The organism is Ruegeria sp. YTSA075, from assembly GCF_059610245.1.
Window position 1 is genome coordinate 102,891 of record NZ_JBXWNG010000004.1, and the last position, 18,745, is coordinate 121,635.

16 protein-coding genes and 1 tRNA gene are annotated in these 18,745 nt (G+C 56.6%); 2 read left to right on the top strand and 15 right to left on the bottom strand.

All coding sequences use genetic code 11. The annotated features are described in order from the left end of the window. Positions 1–20 precede the first annotated feature (20 nt). From AC2FGE_RS09025 to gmd, 4 genes are all read right to left on the bottom strand, one after another. Complete coding sequence (locus AC2FGE_RS09025) at positions 21–1,214, bottom strand: glycosyltransferase family 4 protein (RefSeq protein WP_496818883.1); 1,194 nt, start codon at positions 1,212–1,214, stop codon at positions 21–23. Beyond that, complete coding sequence (locus tag AC2FGE_RS09030; RefSeq protein ID WP_496818884.1) at positions 1,211–2,911, bottom strand: class I SAM-dependent methyltransferase; 1,701 nt, start codon at positions 2,909–2,911, stop codon at positions 1,211–1,213. The genes AC2FGE_RS09025 and AC2FGE_RS09030 overlap by 4 nt, the downstream gene beginning before the upstream one ends. 123 nt (positions 2,912–3,034) lie before the next feature. Beyond that, positions 3,035–3,907 (bottom strand): GDP-mannose 4,6-dehydratase, encoded by an 873-nt coding sequence (locus AC2FGE_RS09035; RefSeq protein ID WP_496818885.1) that lies wholly within the window; start codon positions 3,905–3,907, stop codon positions 3,035–3,037. 17 nt (positions 3,908–3,924) lie between these two features. Then, positions 3,925–4,962, bottom strand: coding sequence for a GDP-mannose 4,6-dehydratase (gmd, locus tag AC2FGE_RS09040; RefSeq protein ID WP_496818886.1), 1,038 nt, complete (start codon positions 4,960–4,962; stop codon positions 3,925–3,927). A gap of 249 nt (positions 4,963–5,211) precedes the next feature. On the opposite strand from gmd, the gene AC2FGE_RS09045 reads away from it, so the two are divergent. Both AC2FGE_RS09045 and AC2FGE_RS09050 read left to right on the top strand, forming a co-directional pair. After that, positions 5,212–5,502: a hypothetical protein gene (locus AC2FGE_RS09045; RefSeq protein ID WP_496818887.1), complete on the top strand. Its 291-nt coding sequence runs from the start codon at positions 5,212–5,214 to the stop codon at positions 5,500–5,502. A gap of 44 nt (positions 5,503–5,546) precedes the next feature. Next, positions 5,547–6,803 carry a glycosyltransferase gene (locus AC2FGE_RS09050; RefSeq protein ID WP_496818888.1) on the top strand — a complete coding sequence of 419 codons (1,257 nt, stop codon included), beginning with the start codon at positions 5,547–5,549 and terminating at the stop codon, positions 6,801–6,803. 43 nt (positions 6,804–6,846) lie between these two features. Here the strand turns inward: AC2FGE_RS09050 and AC2FGE_RS09055 are convergent, their stop codons facing one another. The 11 genes from AC2FGE_RS09055 to AC2FGE_RS09105 form a co-directional block, all read right to left on the bottom strand. Further along, on the bottom strand, positions 6,847–8,340 hold the full coding sequence (locus tag AC2FGE_RS09055; protein ID WP_496818889.1) for a glycosyltransferase family 4 protein: 1,494 nt from the start codon (positions 8,338–8,340) through the stop codon (positions 6,847–6,849). A gap of 90 nt (positions 8,341–8,430) precedes the next feature. Next, complete coding sequence (locus tag AC2FGE_RS09060) at positions 8,431–9,849, bottom strand: mannose-1-phosphate guanylyltransferase/mannose-6-phosphate isomerase (RefSeq protein ID WP_496818890.1); 1,419 nt, start codon at positions 9,847–9,849, stop codon at positions 8,431–8,433. Between the two features lie 530 nt (positions 9,850–10,379). Then, positions 10,380–10,469 (bottom strand) — tRNA-Ser (locus tag AC2FGE_RS09065). Between the two features lie 141 nt (positions 10,470–10,610). Beyond that, positions 10,611–11,402 (bottom strand): hypothetical protein, encoded by a 792-nt coding sequence (locus AC2FGE_RS09070; RefSeq protein WP_496818891.1) that lies wholly within the window; start codon positions 11,400–11,402, stop codon positions 10,611–10,613. A 121-nt stretch (positions 11,403–11,523) separates the two neighbouring features. Beyond that, on the bottom strand, positions 11,524–12,417 hold the full coding sequence (locus AC2FGE_RS09075; protein ID WP_496818892.1) for an RDD family protein: 894 nt from the start codon (positions 12,415–12,417) through the stop codon (positions 11,524–11,526). Next, positions 12,414–13,409 carry a stage II sporulation protein M gene (locus AC2FGE_RS09080; RefSeq protein ID WP_496818893.1) on the bottom strand — a complete coding sequence of 332 codons (996 nt, stop codon included), beginning with the start codon at positions 13,407–13,409 and terminating at the stop codon, positions 12,414–12,416. The genes AC2FGE_RS09075 and AC2FGE_RS09080 overlap by 4 nt, the downstream gene beginning before the upstream one ends. Continuing rightward, positions 13,409–14,671, bottom strand: a complete 1,263-nt coding sequence (locus AC2FGE_RS09085; RefSeq protein WP_496818894.1) for a DUF58 domain-containing protein — start codon at positions 14,669–14,671, stop codon at positions 13,409–13,411. The genes AC2FGE_RS09080 and AC2FGE_RS09085 overlap by 1 nt, the downstream gene beginning before the upstream one ends. A gap of 17 nt (positions 14,672–14,688) precedes the next feature. Continuing rightward, positions 14,689–15,645 carry an AAA family ATPase gene (locus tag AC2FGE_RS09090; RefSeq protein WP_496818895.1) on the bottom strand — a complete coding sequence of 319 codons (957 nt, stop codon included), beginning with the start codon at positions 15,643–15,645 and terminating at the stop codon, positions 14,689–14,691. Beyond that, on the bottom strand, positions 15,635–16,945 hold the full coding sequence (locus AC2FGE_RS09095) for a hypothetical protein (protein WP_496818896.1): 1,311 nt from the start codon (positions 16,943–16,945) through the stop codon (positions 15,635–15,637). The genes AC2FGE_RS09090 and AC2FGE_RS09095 overlap by 11 nt, the downstream gene beginning before the upstream one ends. Beyond that, positions 16,942–17,643, bottom strand: coding sequence for a hypothetical protein (locus AC2FGE_RS09100; protein ID WP_496818897.1), 702 nt, complete (start codon positions 17,641–17,643; stop codon positions 16,942–16,944). Before AC2FGE_RS09100 ends, AC2FGE_RS09095 begins: the two co-directional genes overlap by 4 nt. A gap of 134 nt (positions 17,644–17,777) precedes the next feature. Then, a complete protein-coding gene (locus tag AC2FGE_RS09105) occupies positions 17,778–18,665 on the bottom strand; it encodes a MurR/RpiR family transcriptional regulator (protein ID WP_480544457.1) in 888 nt (295 codons plus the stop codon). Between the last annotated feature and the right edge of the window lie 80 nt (positions 18,666–18,745).

The window sequence follows — 18,745 nt, forward strand, 5'->3', positions numbered from 1 at the left end:
ACCACAGGGCTACGGCTGCCTCAGAGGGTCAAAGCCGAAAAACACGCACTATATCTCTTGCCGATCACTGACCAATCAGCGGTTCTGGTGACACTCTGACGGGCGGCAACACCTATGTCCGCAAGTCTTGCGCGATCCTCGATCGTCAAGGCGCCGAGCGTCTCTCGCATCTCGTCCAACGCGCAAACGATAAACTCGCTTTCTTCCTTCAGACCCAGGCCGCGGGCACCGAACGGTGAAGAGACCACAGCCAGCTCAGCAGCTGCATACTCGAACATCTTGATGTTGGAACCTGACCCAATATCCATTGGGTTGAGGCCGATATCCGCAACACGGAATGCCATCCATTTTGTGGTTTCATCGACCTCTCCCAAACGAATGACGTTTTCCAGAGTCGAGTCTCTCAACGGGCCGTAGTTGCACACCCCGCCGAGCACAATGAATTGCATGTCCGGGATCTGTTTTGCAAAATCGAGAATGCGGTCGGCAGCCGAGAAATTCGGATGATGGAAAGAGCCGCCGAAGACCGCTGTCAGCTGATCTTTCAAACCCAAACGCGTGCGTATCCGGGGCAACGCATCTTCAGGCACGTGGGGCACCCCAAGCGCGTCCACACCGTTTTCGATGATCGTTATCTGGTCGGCGTCTACACCGTATTCCTTTGCGAACGTGGTCGCATCGTTGGGTGTGCAGGCAATCACATGTTGCGACTTCAACAGCGCCGTTTCCTCCACATCCCGAACAACTTTCAACAGATGCGGGAAGCGTTCAAGGACAGAGGTTTTCTGCTGAAGCTCGACATTCTGAGAGTCAAAGACAATCGGGATGTCCGTGTCGCCCCGCGCCTGCAGAAGCGCATAAATCGAATAAGGGTGTGCTGTTACACATGCGTCCGATACAGCCAGCCGGTTGGCAAGGACTTCATTATACAGGACGCACTCATCCCAATGCAGAGCATACGCAACATCAGCGGCCATTTGAACTTCGGCATCCAGCTTGATCTCGAGCTCACGGAACCGTCCTTCGACAGCAACCCGTATCTCGCGCAGGTTCGGGCCAAAAATAACCGTCTCGTTGCGCCCGTGCCTGTCCGGAACAATGAGTTCGACGTCGAACTGTTTGGAAAGCTCGCGTGCGAGGTAAAATATGCGTCTTTGCCCACCACCGACAGCCGGCCACGTGGAATAGAAATTTGCGATAACAATGCGTTTCATAAAGTTTTGGCCCGTCCGGCATCCATGTCCATTCTATCAAGGACAGCTTGCACATACTGGATCGTAGAAATCTGCGAGATTTGTTGATGATATATACGTCGTGCTTCCTTGCGCACCCGGCTTGCAAACAGCTTTTTGAGGGGCTTGATATTTTTGCGTGTACACAGGCGCTCCAACCGCCAAAGGTTGCGCAATTTTCTTATCCCCATCACACGAGCGGGGTTTCCGGATTTGCGGTTTGCATGGTCGAGCTCAAGGATCATTCGAAGACGAACGGGGGCACTATTGTCGCGATCCAACGCGTGGCTCTCTGCCTCGGTGGCCTCCCGCCCCTGCAAGGCATAGGCAATCGCCTCGGCGAATTCCGCGCCATCGAATGCAAGAAGCTCGGCGACTGACCAATAAAGCTTGCGTTGCAAAAGCCGTTGAACGCGAGTGACAGATTCACCCAAAGCCCCTATCGGTCGTGGTAGGATCTCGGCCTTGTCGGCAACTTGATAGGGATAGTCTTTGCCGATTTCGACCAATGTGGCTTTGAAATCTTCCGAGTGGGAAGCCACTTGTGCCACCGCGCTTTGTGTATCCGACATCGGTGTGGCAACAGGCTGCGCGCCCTTCTTTGAGCCCGTAACCTTAAACGCCCGAACATATGACCCCAAGCGCCGGAACTCATAGCGTGTTGCTGCTGCGTCCCGGTCATGTTCCGGAATGGCATGTGGATGGAGGATCGTCGCAATCAAACGGCCGCCTTCGGGACGTGGAACAACCGTTTTGATCTTTGACCACCGCTTGCTATAGGGTAACGGCTCACGATAGTTGCCAATCATCAAAACCGCATCTTTGGCGGCGTCGGCGTAAATGGATTTGTACTCCAACTCGACCGTCAGCGATGTACCGACGCTTTCGGGCACAAACACTTCCAGAGATGCGCCGATATCAATCGTTTGCGCGGCCTTTTTGGCAGGGGCACTTTCGATGGACTTGATGACATACTGAGACAGGTGCGCGTCATTCTTCAGATCGATACGCCCATCCGGCGTCAAGGTCCGGTCAATATTGTATTTTTCCATCCCAAGCGGGAAGCGGGCGTAGTTATAGCTTTGTTCATACCAATGATCACCGTCCGCCGGGACACCTTCCACATCGGTTCGCTTCAAAAGCCCGGTTGTCGCGAAGACACCAATTTCCTCATACATGCGATCTTCACGCAGAAGATCATACATATTGCCGATCGACGGAATGTGGACGTCATCAATAATGAGAATTCCGCCGACCTTAAGGCGCTCATAAAGAATGGCGTATTCAAGATCCGGGAAGGGGTAACCATGCGGCCCGTCAATAAGGATGACATCAAACATATCATCATCCGTAAACTGGTGGACAGGCAATGTCTGCTGCGTTGGGCCATAAACAAACTCAGTGCAATCCGCTTTGAATTCCGGATCTTTCTGCACCAAACCAACCGAACTGTCCGGCATATCCCTGTCATCATACGCAAACACAACGTGCTTGGCGGCCAGGTTAGAGAACATAATGGTTGATTTCCCACAACCGGTCTCAAGCGTTTTGATGTCGCCACTTGGCAGAACTTCGGAAATTGCAATCAAAACGTCTGAATTAAATGCCCCGCCCCGATGGGCCCGACCTGCCAATCGCTGCAAAATGTCTTTTGTAGAAGAAGCCACGGAATGTCCCATACTCGGTTTTAGAATTTTTGCTTTCGTACAGATGCCCAGATTGCGAAGCAACCTAAATCATCAACTATAGGTTAAGTGCTTGTTTTTTCACAACATTGCGGAAAACCACTTCACTTTAGGTTCTTACGCCAACATCCATTTAAGTGTCTCCTGTAAGCTGTAATTCGGCTCGGTCTGAGTCAGACTACGGTACAATGTGACATCTCCCATCAATTCCTTCACCTCATTGGCGCGCACAAACTGGGGGTTCACGGTCACGTTCAGAATGTGCCCGGTAATGTCGCTGCACATGTCCACAATGCGCTGCAAAGGGGTCGCCACTCCAGAGCAGATATTTACCCGCTGTCCTCGCAGATCCGGACGCAGCAGTTCCCGATAAGCCCGCGCCACATCGCGAACGTCGGAAAAGTCCCGGGCAACATCAAGGTTACCCAGTTCGATTTGCGGGGCGCGCTGCCGGAAATGGGCCACGATTTTAGGGACAAGGAATTGGGCATTCTGCCCGCGTCCGGTGTAGTTGAAAGGCCGCGCGATCACGATCGGCAAGCGATCCGTAAACAGCTGAGCCATGTATTCCATAGCCAGTTTCGAAACCGCGTAATCGTTCACGGGCGCGGGAGAGGCTGTTTCCGCAATCGGCGCCTGTTTCGAGTTGCCATAAATATTGGCGCTGCTTGCCAAAATGACCCCGGACTGGCCCACGCCGGCCTGAGCCAATGCCTCCAGCAAAACCCGGGTTCCAATCACGTTTACCTTGTAGAAGTCCTCAGCTGCTCCATGCGCGACAAACGCAATCGCAGCCAGATGGATCACCGCATCAGGTTTCACCCTGTCTACAACATGGGCAATTGCCGCGCTGTCCGAAAGATCCGCCTGCAGATAGGTCGGGTCTTGCGCAGGGGGCATCGTCATCCCAGTGCCCCAGACCTCCCATCCCGCTGCCTCCAGTTCAGCAGCCACGTATCGCCCGGTGAACCCGTAACGGCCAGTGATCAAGACGCGGCCCCCTGACATCAGAACGAAACGCCCCGTTCGTTGCGCGCCAGATCAGCTGCGACCATCATCTCACAGAGATCTTCAAGAGAGGTCGTGGCCTCCCAGCCCAGAACGTCCTTGGCCTTGCTTGCGTCACCAATCAGCAGCTCGACCTCGGCGGGGCGATAGTATTTTGGATTGATGCGCACCAGAACACGGTTTGATTCGGCGTCAATCGCCACTTCATCTTCCCCTTGCCCTTCAAATCGCAGGCCAATGCCTGCGCCCTTGAACGCCATCGTGACAAAATCGCGTACAGTTTCGGTTCGCCCGGTTGCCAGAACAAACGTGTCCGGTGTGTCCGCCTGCAGCATACGCCACATCCCGTCCACGTAATCCTTCGCAAATCCCCAATCACGCTTGGCATCCATGTTCCCAAGTTCCAGGCAATCAAGCTGTCCCAGTTTGATCTTGGCCACACCATCGGTGATTTTCCGGGTCACGAACTCCAACCCCCTGAGCGGGCTTTCGTGATTGAACAGAATCCCGGATGTGCCAAAAATATCATAGCTTTCGCGATAGTTTATGGTCATCCAATGAGCGTAAAGCTTGGCTACGCCATAAGGGCTGCGTGGCCAGAAAGGTGTTTCTTCCCGTTGAGGAATCTCCTGAACCTTGCCGAACATTTCCGATGTGGATGCCTGATAGAAACGAATTTTAGGATTCACAATTCGGATTGCTTCAAGCCAATGCAGCGCCCCAATGCCAGTGATCTGGGATGTCGTGGCGGGCTGGTCGAACGAAATTCCTACAAAACTCTGTGCCGCAAGATTGTAAACTTCATGGGGCTCCGTCTTCTGAATCAGACGGATCATTGCGCCCATATCGGTCAGGTCAAGCTCTTCCAGTGACAGGTTGGGATGCGAACGGATGCCCAAATCATCGATACGCCAGAAATTGGTGGAAACCACCCGGCGGAACGTGCCGACAACTTTATATCCCTTTTCAAGAAGAAGCTCTGCCAGATAGGCTCCATCTTGCCCGGTAATACCTGTGACAATTGCGGTTTTGGTCATTCTAAGCCCTCTTTTGTTATGCTGGGCTTTAGCTGATCAAACCTAATGCGTCTACCGCTTGTCGGCGTAAGTTTGCCGATTAACCAATGTGTTCCCGCAGACCTCAACAGCCTTTTTGGGACTGCATAATAACGAATTGATAAAGCGTGTGTCTCAAACGGGTCCGGGGCTCGCCTTGACACTAATGACCCTTTCAGGCATCGCTCCTTCATTGACCGGGCAGAACCACCCCAATCAGACTGAACCTTGATGGCCATAGAACAACAGAAACTCGATGGAATTTCGATTGTTACGATGATCGGCATGATCTCCACAGCAGCGGGTATCATCATTGCGTTTTTTACGGTTCAGGGAATGTACAGATACATTCAAGTCTGTTGTCTGCACAAGGCGGACAACCGGAATGTCACCGCATATCACCAAACGCCTTGTAGAAAGCTGCCGCGCCATAGGGTGATCCCTTACCAAACCAGGAAATCTTCGGATATTGGTCCGCGCTTTCATCAAGAGGCGCTGATGGTAAGATCGGTGACTGCTTGAACACCAATGCCCCAAAGATGAAGCCGCGGAGTAACGCCAGTCAGATGTCTGAAATTGTCTTTGATCTCACCGAGGTCTTCAGCGCCTCCACCGGCAAGCTGCGGTTTTACGGGATTATGCGTGTTGTGCATGAACTCGGCCTGCAGCTTGTGCAGCGCAAGGCCCCGGTGCGGTATGGTGTCTTCTCCTATGCCCATGACGGGTTTTTGGAAGTGTTTCCGGAACTTCACGAGGATGGGACCGTCGATCTGAACGTTCCCTTGGGCATTCAGGAAATACGCATTCGCCCAGCCTACAAACGCAAAACGGTTCTGACCAAGCTGGCAACGCGCGCGGTGAATCCGCTTCTCAAACGGCGCAACAAGAAGATGTGGGCGAAGTCCGGTTTGACACCGCCGCGTTTGGACATGTCCGGCAAAACCCTGGTCTCTGCTGCCAGACCCAAGTTGATCACGGATGCAATTGATTCACTGGAGCGGCACGGTGTGCGCCCGCGGTTGGTACCGCTGCTATATGACATGATCCCGCTGCACTCTCAGTTCGGACATAAATCGGCTTATTTCCCGGGCAAATTCCTGGACGACAACCGGATCGTGATTTCAAACTCCACCGAGATCATGACCATATCTGAGTTCACCAAATCCGAATTGCTGTCCTTCTCGGAACAGGGTGTTCTGCCCCCTGTTCCACCGGTGGTCACATCGATCCCGCTTGTTCATGAATGTGCAGAAGGGGATCGCGAAGCGACCCTGACACTGCCGCCCGCGCCCTACATCCTGACAGTTGGCGCCACGATGGGTCGGAAAAACCTCGAGGCCTCGTTCGGAGCGCTTCAGATTCTGCAAGCTCAGGGCGCAACAGTGCCGACCCTGGTCATTGCCGGAGCCCTGCGCAAAACCACTCAGAAATACCTGGCCTCAGAGGATATGGCGGCCATCCGCGACAAGGTCGTCTTTATCGACAGCCCGGCACAAGAGGATCTGGTGGCGCTGTATCGCAATGCACTTGCGGTGGTGATGGCCACCCGGATGGAAGGCTGGGGATTGCCTGCAGGTGAAGCGCTCTGGTTTGGAACACCCGCAATCTGCTCAACGGCTCCTGTACTGCGCGAAGTGTGCGGTGATTTGGGGCTCTACTTTGACCCCGACAGTCCCGAAGAGCTGGCCGCGCACTTACGCCGCTTGCAGGAGGACATCGCCTTTGCCACCGACCTGCGCGACCGCATCACTGCGGCACATCCGAATTTGCGTACATGGAGCAGCGTCGCGGATGATCTGCAACGCGTTCTGGAAGGGCTCTGACCCACCTTGCGCAGTACAGGCTGCTGGCTGAACCAGGACAGGTTCAGCCGGTTTTTCCCTGTTGCTCGATCTGGACAGCGGTGGTGACGGCAGTGTGCAGATCGCGGGCCACATCGGCCCAGTCGCGCAGATCGGCCTCGGCGATTTTAGCCTCAAGCGCAGCACGATGATCAACATCCAGCAGACGCTTGACCGCTTCTGCGATGCTGGAGACCTGGGTCGCATCGCAATATTCCACCAGGTCCTCTCCGACTTCTGGCAGCGAAGAATTGTTCGCGACCACAGCCGTCTTGCCGTAAGCCAGCGCCTCACCCACCGGCAATCCCCAGCCTTCATACAGGCTGGCCATGATGGAGAACTGGCAATGGCCGTAAAGCATGTTGAGCTCTTCGTCGGATGGCCCTTCAATAACCCGGACATAACCGTAGATATTCCCGGTTGCTGCCAACAGGTCTTCAAAGTCCTGCCGCAACCAGCCCCGACGCCCGGCAAAGACAAGCTTGGGCAGATCCACATATCCTTGGTCCAGCAAGGCTTTCCAGGCCAAGGCAATGCGCCAGACATTCTTGCGCGCCTCTATGGTTCCGACACACAGGACAAAAGGGCTGGCAACAACATGGCGCAAGCTGTCATCCAACGTGATCAATTCCCGCAATCCCGGATAGGCTGCGGTGGCGATATTTGCCGACAGGGGTCCAACCCCCTGCTGCTGCAGGCCCATGTCTGCCCACGATGGTAAGGCGGCCTGGGCCAGTGGCACTACGGTGGCAGGGGCATCGACACCATGGGCGGAAAAGAAATCCTTCAGATCTCTGAGGGTTGCCTGTGAAATTGCCAGATAATGATTCGTGTATTCCCGGGATCGCATGAGCCACTGGTAAAAATTAGCCGGACCCATTCCGTCACACGTTTGCGGGGCGACAATGGGGATCAGATCATAGACCATGGAATGCACCACAAGCTCTGCCCTGCGGGCTTGCAGAAAAATATCGATCTGTTCCGAGAACCATGCGCTGTCTAGCAGCACCAAGTGATCACCTGCACGCGCGCGCGATGAGAACTCCACCGGGCTGAGGGTCTGCTGTTTTACCTGCTTGCGGCCCTTTCGCGCGTCGCGCCACATCCTGGCGGACATATTGTATTTATGGAAACGCCGATCATGCCCCAAACGGGCCGCCACATCCAACCAGGTCCGCTGAAGATAATACTTCACCGGTTTGGTGCGGTATTTTTTCAAAGGAGGCAGGTTGTCACGCCGGGCCACGGACGGGCGAAAGATCCGGCGCATGCTTTCAGGTGAGGCGAATGCTTCAGTTCCGATCTCTGAGAAGGGCAAACACAAATAGCGTCCCGATTTCCTGTCTCTCCAGGACAGGTACAGCCGGTCGGCATCTACAAGCCTGGACATCTCAACGATCATCGTCACGACGACCCGCTGAATTCCGGAATACCGGTCGATCTTGCTCACATAGCCGATCAAACTTGATATATCGAAAAAGAACGTGCGCCTGTCTTGCCCAGCCTGCATGTCGGACATCTCAAAATCTCCCAGTGGCAAACTGCCTGCCCCTCTCTGATCGGGTTACGCTGTTTTCGACCCGATAAGGGGCGACACGCAGCCCCGATTTTATCCGCGTGCGTAGACATCCTCATAACGGATGATGTCATCCTCGCCCAGATAGCTTCCGGTTTGCACTTCGATCAGCACCATGGGTACTTTTCCGGGGTTTTCCATGCGGTGCACGGCACCAAGCGGGATGTATACAGACTGGTTTTCGGTCACCAGTTTAACGTCGTCGTCGACCGTGACCTTCGCAGTCCCCTCGACCACGATCCAGTGTTCGGAGCGGTGGTGATGGCTTTGCAGGGACAGTGCCGCGCCGGGGTGGACGTGAATGCGTTTGACCTGAAAGCGTCCGCCGACGACCAGGCTTTCAAACCAGCCCCAAGGGCGGAAATCCTTGGGAAATATGGTGGCCTGGCTGGCGCCCTTGGCCTTAAGCGCTTCGACGGCCTTCTTCACGTCCTGCGCGCGGGATTTATCCGCCACCAGAACCGCATCAGGCATTGCCACAGTGATGACGTCTTTCAGGCCGATGCCCACCACCTCGAGATTGTCCGCCTCGGACCGCAAAAGTGTGTCACTGCACTCAATTGCCGTAACGGCGCCTGTCGCCACAACACCGTTTTCATCCGGACCCGCCTCACGCCAGACCGAGTCCCAATCCCCCAGGTCGGACCAGCCGGCGGAAAACGGCACAACGCTCAGGTTGTCAGCTTTTTCCATCACGGCATAGTCGATCGAGATATCCTCGGCTTGCTTCCAGGCCTCCGGGTCCAGCCGCAGGAAACCCAGATCCGCCCTGGCCGCTTCGCAAGCTGCCTTGACCGGCGTCATCAGCGCTGGCGCGTGGGTTTCAAAGGCGGCGATGATATCGCTTGCCCGGAACAGGAAGATACCGCCATTCCACAGATGTTTGCCATCGGCCACCATCGCCGTGGCAGTATCCACATCAGGTTTCTCGACAAAGCTGTCGAGCTTGACGGGTGTGATGCCTTCAGGTGCAGTCGCCAGTTTGAGATACCCATAGCCGGTCTCAGGCCGGTCCGGTGTAATTCCAAAGGTTACCAGTTGCCCGGCCTTAGCCGCTGGCACACCCGCAACCACAGCGGCGCGGAATGCGTCTGCATCTGGCACAACATGATCAGACGGTGCGACCAGCAGCAAGGCATCAGGGTCGGACATAGCCACATGCAAGGCTGCAGCCAGAACCGCAGGCGCAGTATTGCGCCCTTCAGGCTCAATCAAAATCGCGCCTGGATCAATGCCCGCTGCCTGCAGCTGTTCGGTCACGATAAACCGGAAATCAGACCCGGTCACCACAACGGGGGCAGCATAACCCTCTCCGGACAGGCGCCTGGCCGAGGCCTGAAACAGGGTCTCTTCCCCGGCAATGGCGGCAAACTGCTTTGGATAGGATTTCCGAGACAGCGGCCAAAGACGGGTACCGGAGCCGCCGCAGAGAAGAACAGGAGTGATGGACACGATCAAACAACCTTTGCCAGTAAATAGAGGTTTCTATTCTCAACTTAACAGCAGTTTTTCAAGATGGTTCTTTTATTGGTGGGGCAGCTTTCGGCAAGAAAATGTTAACCATGGGCTCTGTTGCGTAGCTTCCGTTGACCGAAGAGATCACGCTGTAGCGGCAGAGATCACCTCCGGACTGAGCTTTACCGATCATGTACGCAGCTTGGCTTTCACTCAGGACCGCCTCGCCGTTTCTCTCCTACCTCCACGCGCTCTTTCAGCTTTTTCAAGACCTAGTTGTTTAGTCTCGGCATCTGGTGGATCGGGTTTACAATGAATCGATCCGGTTCTGAAGTCTGAGCCTCCCCAACTGAACTGTTCCACCGTTATGTTTAGGAAACGGAGGACCACGAATGGCAAACAAGAGACCGAAGCCCGAAGAGATTGTCTCGAAGTTACGGCAGGTTGAAGTTCTGATGGGGCAAGGCAAATGCTCAAAACCCAATGTATACTGCAAGACACAGAAATCATGTATAAAATTGGGGTGGTGGCGGAGACGAAGGGATTCGAACCCTCGAGACGGTTTCCCGCCTACTCCCTTAGCAGGGGAGCGCCTTCGACCACTCGGCCACGTCTCCGTCGACGGGTATATCCGTGCATGTCACGGAGTTACAAGGTCGATTTTGGTGCTTGTGTCATTTTTTCTGACCTCAAGCGTGGTTCTGAAGACGGACCAAAGCCCCGGCGGCGGATGTGCCGCCGCCGGGGCTGCGCGCGGCCTAACGGAACACGTCGATCAGGTCTGAGACACTGACACCTTCTTTGATTTCTTTCAGACGGGCGAAGATCATCGCGATGACGACACCTGTCCAGCCATAGGCCAGAGCGTTCAGGACAGCCTCGGCTACGATCCAAGTAGGGGTGGGTTCGAAGCCGATGGCAGAGGTGTCGCCAAACCCGACGGCGAATACAAACCCAACCACAAATGAGACCAAGAAAATGCATAGAACAAGCACGATCAATGTGCCGACGATCGGCCAGCGATAGCCCTTTGTCAGCTGCGAACTGCGATTGAGCGCTCCGAAACCGGATTTGTCGATGACGATGGCCGGGACAATGACTGAGAATACGGCGTAGAGCCAAAGCCCGGGTACAAACACAAGCGCAAACCCGATCACGATCAGAATGCCGCTTACGATGGACAAAACCACCAAGGCTGGCAGGTTGACCAAGGCGTTTTTGAAATATTGGCCAATCTGGGCGGGCCGCCCGGATTTGGCGTCATAGGCCAGTTGGATGACCATGGCCGAGGTTAGTGAGATGGCGACGGATGAGATCAACAGGGCCACGACAAAGGTGGAACTGAAGGTCGCCCAGTCAAACTCAACCCCCGGGACGGCCTCGAAATCCGTATCCCAGGCATATGTATTCACAATGACATCGATCAGAGCCGGGATAAAACCCAACAGGATCACGATGTGAATTTTTCGGAAGAAAATCGAAAATGTATCACTCAGAACCGCGCCCACTCCGAAGGGGGCGTGGAGGTCAGAAGTTGCAGTGTCAGCCATCTGTATATCCTAAACTAAACGATATGCTCTTGGCTGAGATAAAGCCGCGCACTTCCATTCATCTGCAAGGGGAAACTGCGTGTTAAGTCTCGCCCTTAGGCAAAACGGCAACAGCTTCTTATTAGACTTCGCCGTTCTCGGTGGTGTGGTGCTTATCCTTCCGTTTGTCTCCGAACAGTTGTCGTTGTTCGAGGAAAGCGCGCTGTGCCTTGTAGAAGGCTTCGAGGAAGGCTTGGTGGTCTGCATCTGGAACCGGGTCGGCATAGTCGATCTTGCGGCGCACCTGCGCAAAGACAGCGGCCAGCGTTTCTTTCTGCTGTTTGTATGCGGCGGGGCCTTTTGTGCGGTTGGCACTGCGCAGAACCCCTTCGAGGGTTTGCAATTCGAATGCGCCATAATGTTCCAATTGATGTGACAGGAATTGATAAGAGGATTGCGCAGCCGTCAGTGGCCGGTTGGTTTCTGACATGTCCGGCAGCAAAACGGGTTTCGGTAGGTGGATCACGTAGGTGCCTGCGATGATGTCTCCAAGCCGCTGCCGACGTTTGTTGAACAAAGGGACCGCCAGAACGCCCAAGACCCAGGCCAGCGAGATAAGGGATGGAACCAGAGCATCGGTTGTCAGCGTCAGGACCATCGTGCCGGGCAGGAAGATCTCGGCCTCTTTCATCAGGTTGCGCACGACCAGGGATTGCGTTGTCAGGGCCTGACCGTCTGCCGAAACCACCTTGATCTTCATCAGCCGTTTGCCAAGGGTTTGGCCGTTCCAGATCAGCTCGGACGCGGCGTAGTAGGGGATGCGGATGACGAAGAACAGCATCGCCCCGATGGCCGAAGCCGTGAGGGGTTCGACCAGATCGAAGGAAACCGCCAAAAGAAACAGCGCAACCGCCACGGCCCCCGTGATCAGAATGTCGGTCAGCTGCGCAGCGGTTCGAACCCCCACACCGGCGACGCGGAAATAGAGCGGCACGCCTTCGGGTGGCAGCAATCGGTTCATTGTGGCAATGCTCATGACCGCCTCCGTCCGCCGAGCGAGAACCACACCAGCCAAAGCGCCCCGATGGCCCAGCCGATGGCAATACGAGTGGAGCGGTCCTGTACCAGTTGCCTGCCGAATCCTTCCAAAAGGGCCGCAATCACCAGCATCATCGCCGCGATCAGCGCCAGCTTGACCGCATCATGGCCCGCCGCGCGGAGGGCTCCCGCCCGGGTTTGAGAGCCTGGGAACAGGACAGCCAGACCCAGTTTCAACCCCCCTGCGCCTGCGATGCAGATCGCCGACAGTTCGGTCACGCCGTGGATCGAGAGCCATCCGAACATGTCCCAGCCCAACCCGCGGTCGATATGCAGGGCATAAAAGACGCCAAGGATCAGTCCGTTGTAAAACAACAGCATGATTGTCGGCGCGCACAAGAACGCGCCGAGGCCAAAGACAAAGATGGCGATCCGGGTGTTGTGGGAAAACAGATAGGTCGCAAAAGCACCAAGGCCCGAGGCGTTCTCTTCCCCATAAATGGCCGCCCGAAGGTAATCGGTGCTGGCGTCAGGCCCGCGCCCTCCGGCCAGGTCCGATGGCATGAAAACATAGAACCATTCGGGGTTGTCGAAATAGAAGAAGTATCCGGCCAGCGCCCCGGCGGCCATGCAAAGAAACCCCAGCAGTGTGACGCGCCATGAGGATCGCATCGCCCGTGGCCCGCCGCTGGTCAGGAACCTGCGGATTGTGCCGCCCAACCGCTGCTGCGGGGCATAAACGCTCAGATAGGCACGGCTGGTCAGGGCTTCGAGATAGTCCAGCAAGCCGCGATCCAGCGAAATCTCGCGAGCGATGGACAGGGAGGTTGTGGCCTGCCGATACAGATCGGCCAGATCGCGCGCCTCCTGAAAGCTCATGCGATGCAGGCCCTGACCCTCGGCCTTGTCGACCAGATCGGACAATCTGCGCCAGTCGCCTTCGCGTTCCTGCCGAAACCGGGCTGAGCGGATCAGGTCACGGTCAGACATCAGATCATCTCTCGCGCTTTGATTTCCAGATAGGTCGAGATCAGGCGGGCCGAGACCTCACCTGGCTCCGCATCAATCACAGTGACGCCCAGTTGGTGCAACCGTTCCAACACAAGGCGGCGTTCGCGCAGCAGTTGCCCGGTTGAAACCGTTTCTGCCACCCCATCCATATCTGATGGGGCCTCATTGACCTGTGCCTCCAAAATCGGGTCGCGCAGCGTGACAAAGACAATCAGATGCCGCTTTGCCAGAACACTGACATTCTCGACCATCAATTCGGCCGTTGTGGTGTCCACGAAATCCGAGAACACGATGATCAGGCTGCGCTTTGGCGTGCGTCCGTTTAACTCGGTCATGGCCAGCGTATGATTGGTTTCGACGCTTTCATAGCTGAGTTTAGATGTGCGGCTACGCAGCCGGTTGAACGCGGCGCGCCCCGGTTCGGGGGGCAGGAACATGCGCGGTTTGGCATCATAGGCATAAAGCCCAACCTGATCGCCTCCGATGGCTGCGGCCCAGGCGGTGGCGAGTGCGGCGGTGATGGCGTGATCGATCTTTGGCAATCCCGCGACCTCTTCGCGCATCTGATAGCCGTTATCCAACGCGATGATCACATGATGGTTGCGTTCGGCCCGCACCTCTTTGGCCACGAGCGAGCGATACCGGGCCGAGCGTTTCCAATCAATCGAGCTGGCATCCATTCCGCGCACAAAATCGCGCAACTGGTGAAACTCGGTGCCTTCGCCAATGGCTCGGTTTTCCTTCACGCCAAACAGGCGCGACTGCACGGTTGTCGAAATCTCACCCGACATGACCCGGCGGATGTTTGGGACCACAGGGATCTTCAGACCAAAGGACAGTTTGGGGACGAACTCAAACAGCCTTAGCCGCGAAGACCATGACAACCACAGGTGAGACAGATCCCAGGTGCCCCTTTGTCCCGCGCGAAACGGGATTTGAACCGAGCCTTTCGACAGGTCAAAACCCGACGGGCCATCCAGCCCTGCAGGCCAGTCCATCTCGCCCAACATCCCCGGCGCGGTCGGGGAGACGGTCAAGTCGATCTGACCTGCCTCGCCCACAAAGACATCCGGCATCGGTTCAACCGTCACCGACCGCCGACGTGGCCAGGACAGCAGCAAATCGATAAGTGCCAAACCGCACAGCACAACCCAGGGCAAGCCAGCGATGGGCCGGGTTGCATCCCCCAGAACAATCGCCAGCAGCGACAGGCACAGCGCCGCGCAGGCCGCGATCAGCAATATGCGGGATGGCCGGATCAGCGGGGGACCTCGATCTGGTTGAGGATGTTTTCCAGCACTTGCCGCGGGCCGCGCCCTTCGATCTCGGCCGAAGGGGACAGCACGATGCGGTGTTGAAGCGCATGGATGATCAGGGTTTTGACGTCATCGGGGATCGCAAAGTCACGTCCGTTCAGGGCCGCCGTTGCGCGGGTGGCCCCGGCAATGGCATCCGCAGCTCGGGTCGAGGCGCCAAAGGCAATGTCCGCGCTTTCGCGCGTGGCGCGAACCAGCCGCAGGATATAGGCCAGAATGTCATCATCCAGCACGATCCCGTCGATCAGTCGTCGCGCGGCCAACATGGTCGGTGCATCCAGCAGCGGCTGCACGGTTTGCGTGGCGCTCAGGAAATCCAGCGGCTCATTCGCATGCTGGCGCAGGATCGACAGTTCCACATCTTCGGGCGGGAAGGTCAGGTTCACCTTGAACAGGAACCGGTCCAATTGCGCCTCGGGCAAGGGGTAGGTGCCTTGCTGTTCAATCGGGTTCTGGGTGGCGACGACGATGAATTCCGACCCCAGCATGTGGTCGGTGCCGTCAATCGTCACCATTCGCTCATTCATCGCTTGCAGCAGCGCGGCTTGGGTCTTGGGCGGGGCGCGGTTGATCTCATCCGCCAGCAGGATCTGGCTGAAGACCGGGCCTTTGGTTAGAACAAACTCGCTGGTCTGAAAATTGTAGATCGAGGTGCCCAACACGTCGCCCGGCATCAGATCGGGGGTGAATTGGATGCGCCCGAATTGCAGGTTCAGCGCCCCGGCAAAGCTGCGCGCCAACAGGGTTTTTGCCGTGCCCGGAGGGCCCTCGAGCAGCACGTGCCCGCGTGCGAACAAGGCGGTCAGCAGCAGATCGACAGCCTCTTGCTGGCCTTGCACAACTTTGCCGATCTCGGCGCGCAGCGCCTCGGCCCGGGCGAACAGTTCTTCAAGCGTCATTGGCAAGGTGCTCCAGTATCAGTTCGAATTGGTCAATGTAGGAAATCGCGTCATCTGCACCCAGATGCGGGGGCAGGGCGCGTATGGTTTGGATCAGCGTGTCCAGCTGGGCGGCCAGATCAGGCTTTCTGGCGCGGACGTATTTCAGATACGCCTCTTCAGGTGTGCCGACTGCCATTTGCGTATTTCCAAACAGCGTAGCCGCACGGGCGCGCAACCGTGTGTCGACATAGTCCGACAGCATCGCGCCATCCTGATCCGTCAGGCGCATTAACCGTGCCCGTGCCTGATTGGCGGTCCGTTTGCCAGTGCCCAGCGTCGGGGCAGGGCCCAACACAGGCCCACTGCGCAACCCACCGCGCCATATCGACAGCGCCAGCAAAAGGCCGGCCCCGATCCACAAAACTCGGAACGGGGGTTCGAATAGACGTTTCAGATCGTCCCATGTGCGTTCACGGGCGACGACGTTTTCAGGTGCCGTCAGCCAGTTCTGATCGCTGTAATCGATGATGATGCGTTGATCCCCGGCGATCTGAGGCAGGACCCGCGCCGCTATCCATGCATTGTCGCCCAGGGTGAGGCCGTGATTGTTCAACAGATCCGGGTCCGACAGGACATAGACTTGCTGCGTGCCCTCAGACCCCGGCAGCGGGCACAGGCCAAGCAGCATCTCGCCCGGTTGTCCGACGATGGGATCGCACCCGTTTCCGGCAAAGGTTTGCGCGGCATAGATGCGGGCTTTCAACTGCGGGTCTGCGACCAGCTCATAGTCCAGAAATGGTCTGCGTGCGAATTGCAGGCTTCCGACCTCGGGCCCGACAAGCCCGTGCAGGATCGTTTCAAGGTCGGTCCTTTGCGCGATCAGAAACGGATGTCCGAACCCTGTCAGGCGCATGCCACTGCGCCACTTCGGCAGAATAATCAGGCTGCGCACTGATTGTGCCTTGTCACGGATGACGTCGATGTTCTGATCGAACTCATCGGGTTGAAACAACAGCTCTTCTTTGGTCTTGGCGGTGGTCCGATCCGCATCAAGGCGCGTGTCATATAGCGGCTGAACCAGAAGGCCCACTGTGCTGCGATCCAACGGCCAGCCGCCCGTAAAGCTTTGGGTGGCGTGCGATTGGCTGTTCAACCAGCGGTCCAGCCCATCAAACCCACTGGCCGACTCGCGCAATGCGTATTGGCGCCCTGCCATGACGTAGAGGAATATGCCAACGCATATTGCAATCACCACGCCGACGATGATCCAGTCCAAACGGATACGATCTGTCGATGGGAACCCTGTTGTATCGCTCATGCCCGCACCTCGCGCAGGACGGGTCGGATACGTGATAGCAGTGCGTCAAAATCACCTTCACTGATCGAGTGATGACCGAAATTCACACGTTCGCTTTCCAGAACCAGCGCGCGCAGATCAGGGATGTACCACAGGTTTTGCGGCATGCTGCGCAAAGCCTCGCGATGGGTCCAACTACGTTTGAACAGAACCTCGTTTGCCGCCAGACACCGGCTAAGCGCCAGTTGGGCCAATCCGGTGACGGCCAGATCGCGGTCCTTCAGCCTGAGCAGCGCGTCCAGATCAGGTATTTCATCCCCGTCCTCCGTCGTCTCTGAGCCGCTGTGCCGACCTTTGCGTCGGGCATTGTCCGAGGATTTGCGGAACGAAACAGATGTTTTACCCGCGCTATTGTAGATGAAAAGCGCCAGAAAAATCAGAACGATTGCCGAGATCGCACCCACGATCCAGCGACTGTCGGCAGACAGTTGAACGGGTTGGTTTTCAGCCTGAGGCGTGAAATCCGTGTCCAGCGGCGGCGCGGGTTTGGTGGGATCGAAATACAGCACATCCGTGTCGATCCCCCGATATCTGACCGCTTTCAGATAGTCCTGCCCCGAGGCGCTGAGGTCCGGTCGGGATAGCGTCGCCTCCTGCGCGAAGGCAGAGGATACGGCGCACAGAAAACACGCAGAAAAACAGGCCAAAACAAATCTCATCGCGGTATCGATAGATCAGTGACGAATGGCAGGCAACAACCTAGACGCGTTTGTCAGGATCATCGTCCACAACCTGTTGCTATTGGCCACATCGAGGATGTGAAACCGGGCGATGATAGAGCCGCATAGTAGGTCTATTCAGGCTCTGCCGCATACAGACCCAACTGATGCCTGCGCTGGTGAAACCGTTCGACACGTTCCACGATTTCATCGCTGGAAACCGAGATGACGAAGGACAACAGCGTTTCCAAAAGGGCGATGGTCGATACCGAGGAGGGGAAAAACTGCGGCGTATCCGCGGCCACGACAAACCCGTGCTGAGCATTCAGGATCACCGGGCTGGCGGGGCTGTCCGAGATGCCAACAACTGTCATCCCCTGCCGCCGGGCCAGTTTGATCGCATCGATCACTTCGGTCCGGTAGGGGTGGCAGGTGATGGCGATCAGGACATCTTGTTCATCCGCCCAGGCCAGATCATCCACCGGGGTCGAACCTGACCGGGGGATGGCGTGAAACTGCTTCATCCCTGTCGAGGCCAGATAGGTAAAGTTGCGCGCGTTCGAGTTGTTCACACCAACGCCCAGCGTGAAAATCTGGCGACAGTTCCAGATATCTTCGGCGGCTGCGCGCAGTCGTTCGACATCGATGCCGGCAAATGTCTCTTCAATATTGCGGATGGCCGCGCCGATCATGTCGGCGTAAAGCCCTCCCATCTCGCCCGATTTGCCGATTTCCTGTAGCCAGCGGGCGCGGTCGGGAAATGAAACCGAACCTTTGCGGATCGCTTCGCGGAAGGGCGCGCGGAAATCTTCGTAGCCTTCGAACCCGACCTGCCGCGCCATGCGGACAAAGGTATTGGGTTTGACTTTGGCAGCCTCGGCTATCTCGCGCACGGTGGATACGCCCACATCCGTAGGGTTTTCCAGCACATACCGTGCGGCCTTTTGGGCTTCGGGCGTCAGGGCATCCCATTCCTCGGACAGACGATCCAGAACGATTGATGATACATTTGTGTCATTCATGATTGACGATGGTACAGTTGTGAAATTAGCCTGTCGAGCAGAATCGCAGGCCATGAAACGTGCATCAACCCGTGGCCCAA

Coding starts and splice junctions, on each gene's coding strand:
- AC2FGE_RS09025 (WP_496818883.1), bottom strand. CDS start 1,214: ATGAAACGCATTGTTATCGCAAATTTCTATTCCACGTGGCCGGCTGTC.
- AC2FGE_RS09030 (WP_496818884.1), bottom strand. CDS start 2,911: ATGGGACATTCCGTGGCTTCTTCTACAAAAGACATTTTGCAGCGATTG.
- gmd (WP_496818886.1), bottom strand. CDS start 4,962: ATGACCAAAACCGCAATTGTCACAGGTATTACCGGGCAAGATGGAGCC.
- AC2FGE_RS09045 (WP_496818887.1), top strand. CDS start 5,212: ATGGCCATAGAACAACAGAAACTCGATGGAATTTCGATTGTTACGATG.
- AC2FGE_RS09050 (WP_496818888.1), top strand. CDS start 5,547: ATGTCTGAAATTGTCTTTGATCTCACCGAGGTCTTCAGCGCCTCCACC.
- AC2FGE_RS09055 (WP_496818889.1), bottom strand. CDS start 8,340: ATGTCCGACATGCAGGCTGGGCAAGACAGGCGCACGTTCTTTTTCGAT.
- AC2FGE_RS09070 (WP_496818891.1), bottom strand. CDS start 11,402: ATGGCTGACACTGCAACTTCTGACCTCCACGCCCCCTTCGGAGTGGGC.
- AC2FGE_RS09075 (WP_496818892.1), bottom strand. CDS start 12,417: ATGAGCATTGCCACAATGAACCGATTGCTGCCACCCGAAGGCGTGCCG.
- AC2FGE_RS09080 (WP_496818893.1), bottom strand. CDS start 13,409: ATGTCTGACCGTGACCTGATCCGCTCAGCCCGGTTTCGGCAGGAACGC.
- AC2FGE_RS09090 (WP_496818895.1), bottom strand. CDS start 15,645: ATGACGCTTGAAGAACTGTTCGCCCGGGCCGAGGCGCTGCGCGCCGAG.
- AC2FGE_RS09095 (WP_496818896.1), bottom strand. CDS start 16,945: ATGAGCGATACAACAGGGTTCCCATCGACAGATCGTATCCGTTTGGAC.
- AC2FGE_RS09100 (WP_496818897.1), bottom strand. CDS start 17,643: ATGAGATTTGTTTTGGCCTGTTTTTCTGCGTGTTTTCTGTGCGCCGTA.
- AC2FGE_RS09105 (WP_480544457.1), bottom strand. CDS start 18,665: ATGAATGACACAAATGTATCATCAATCGTTCTGGATCGTCTGTCCGAG.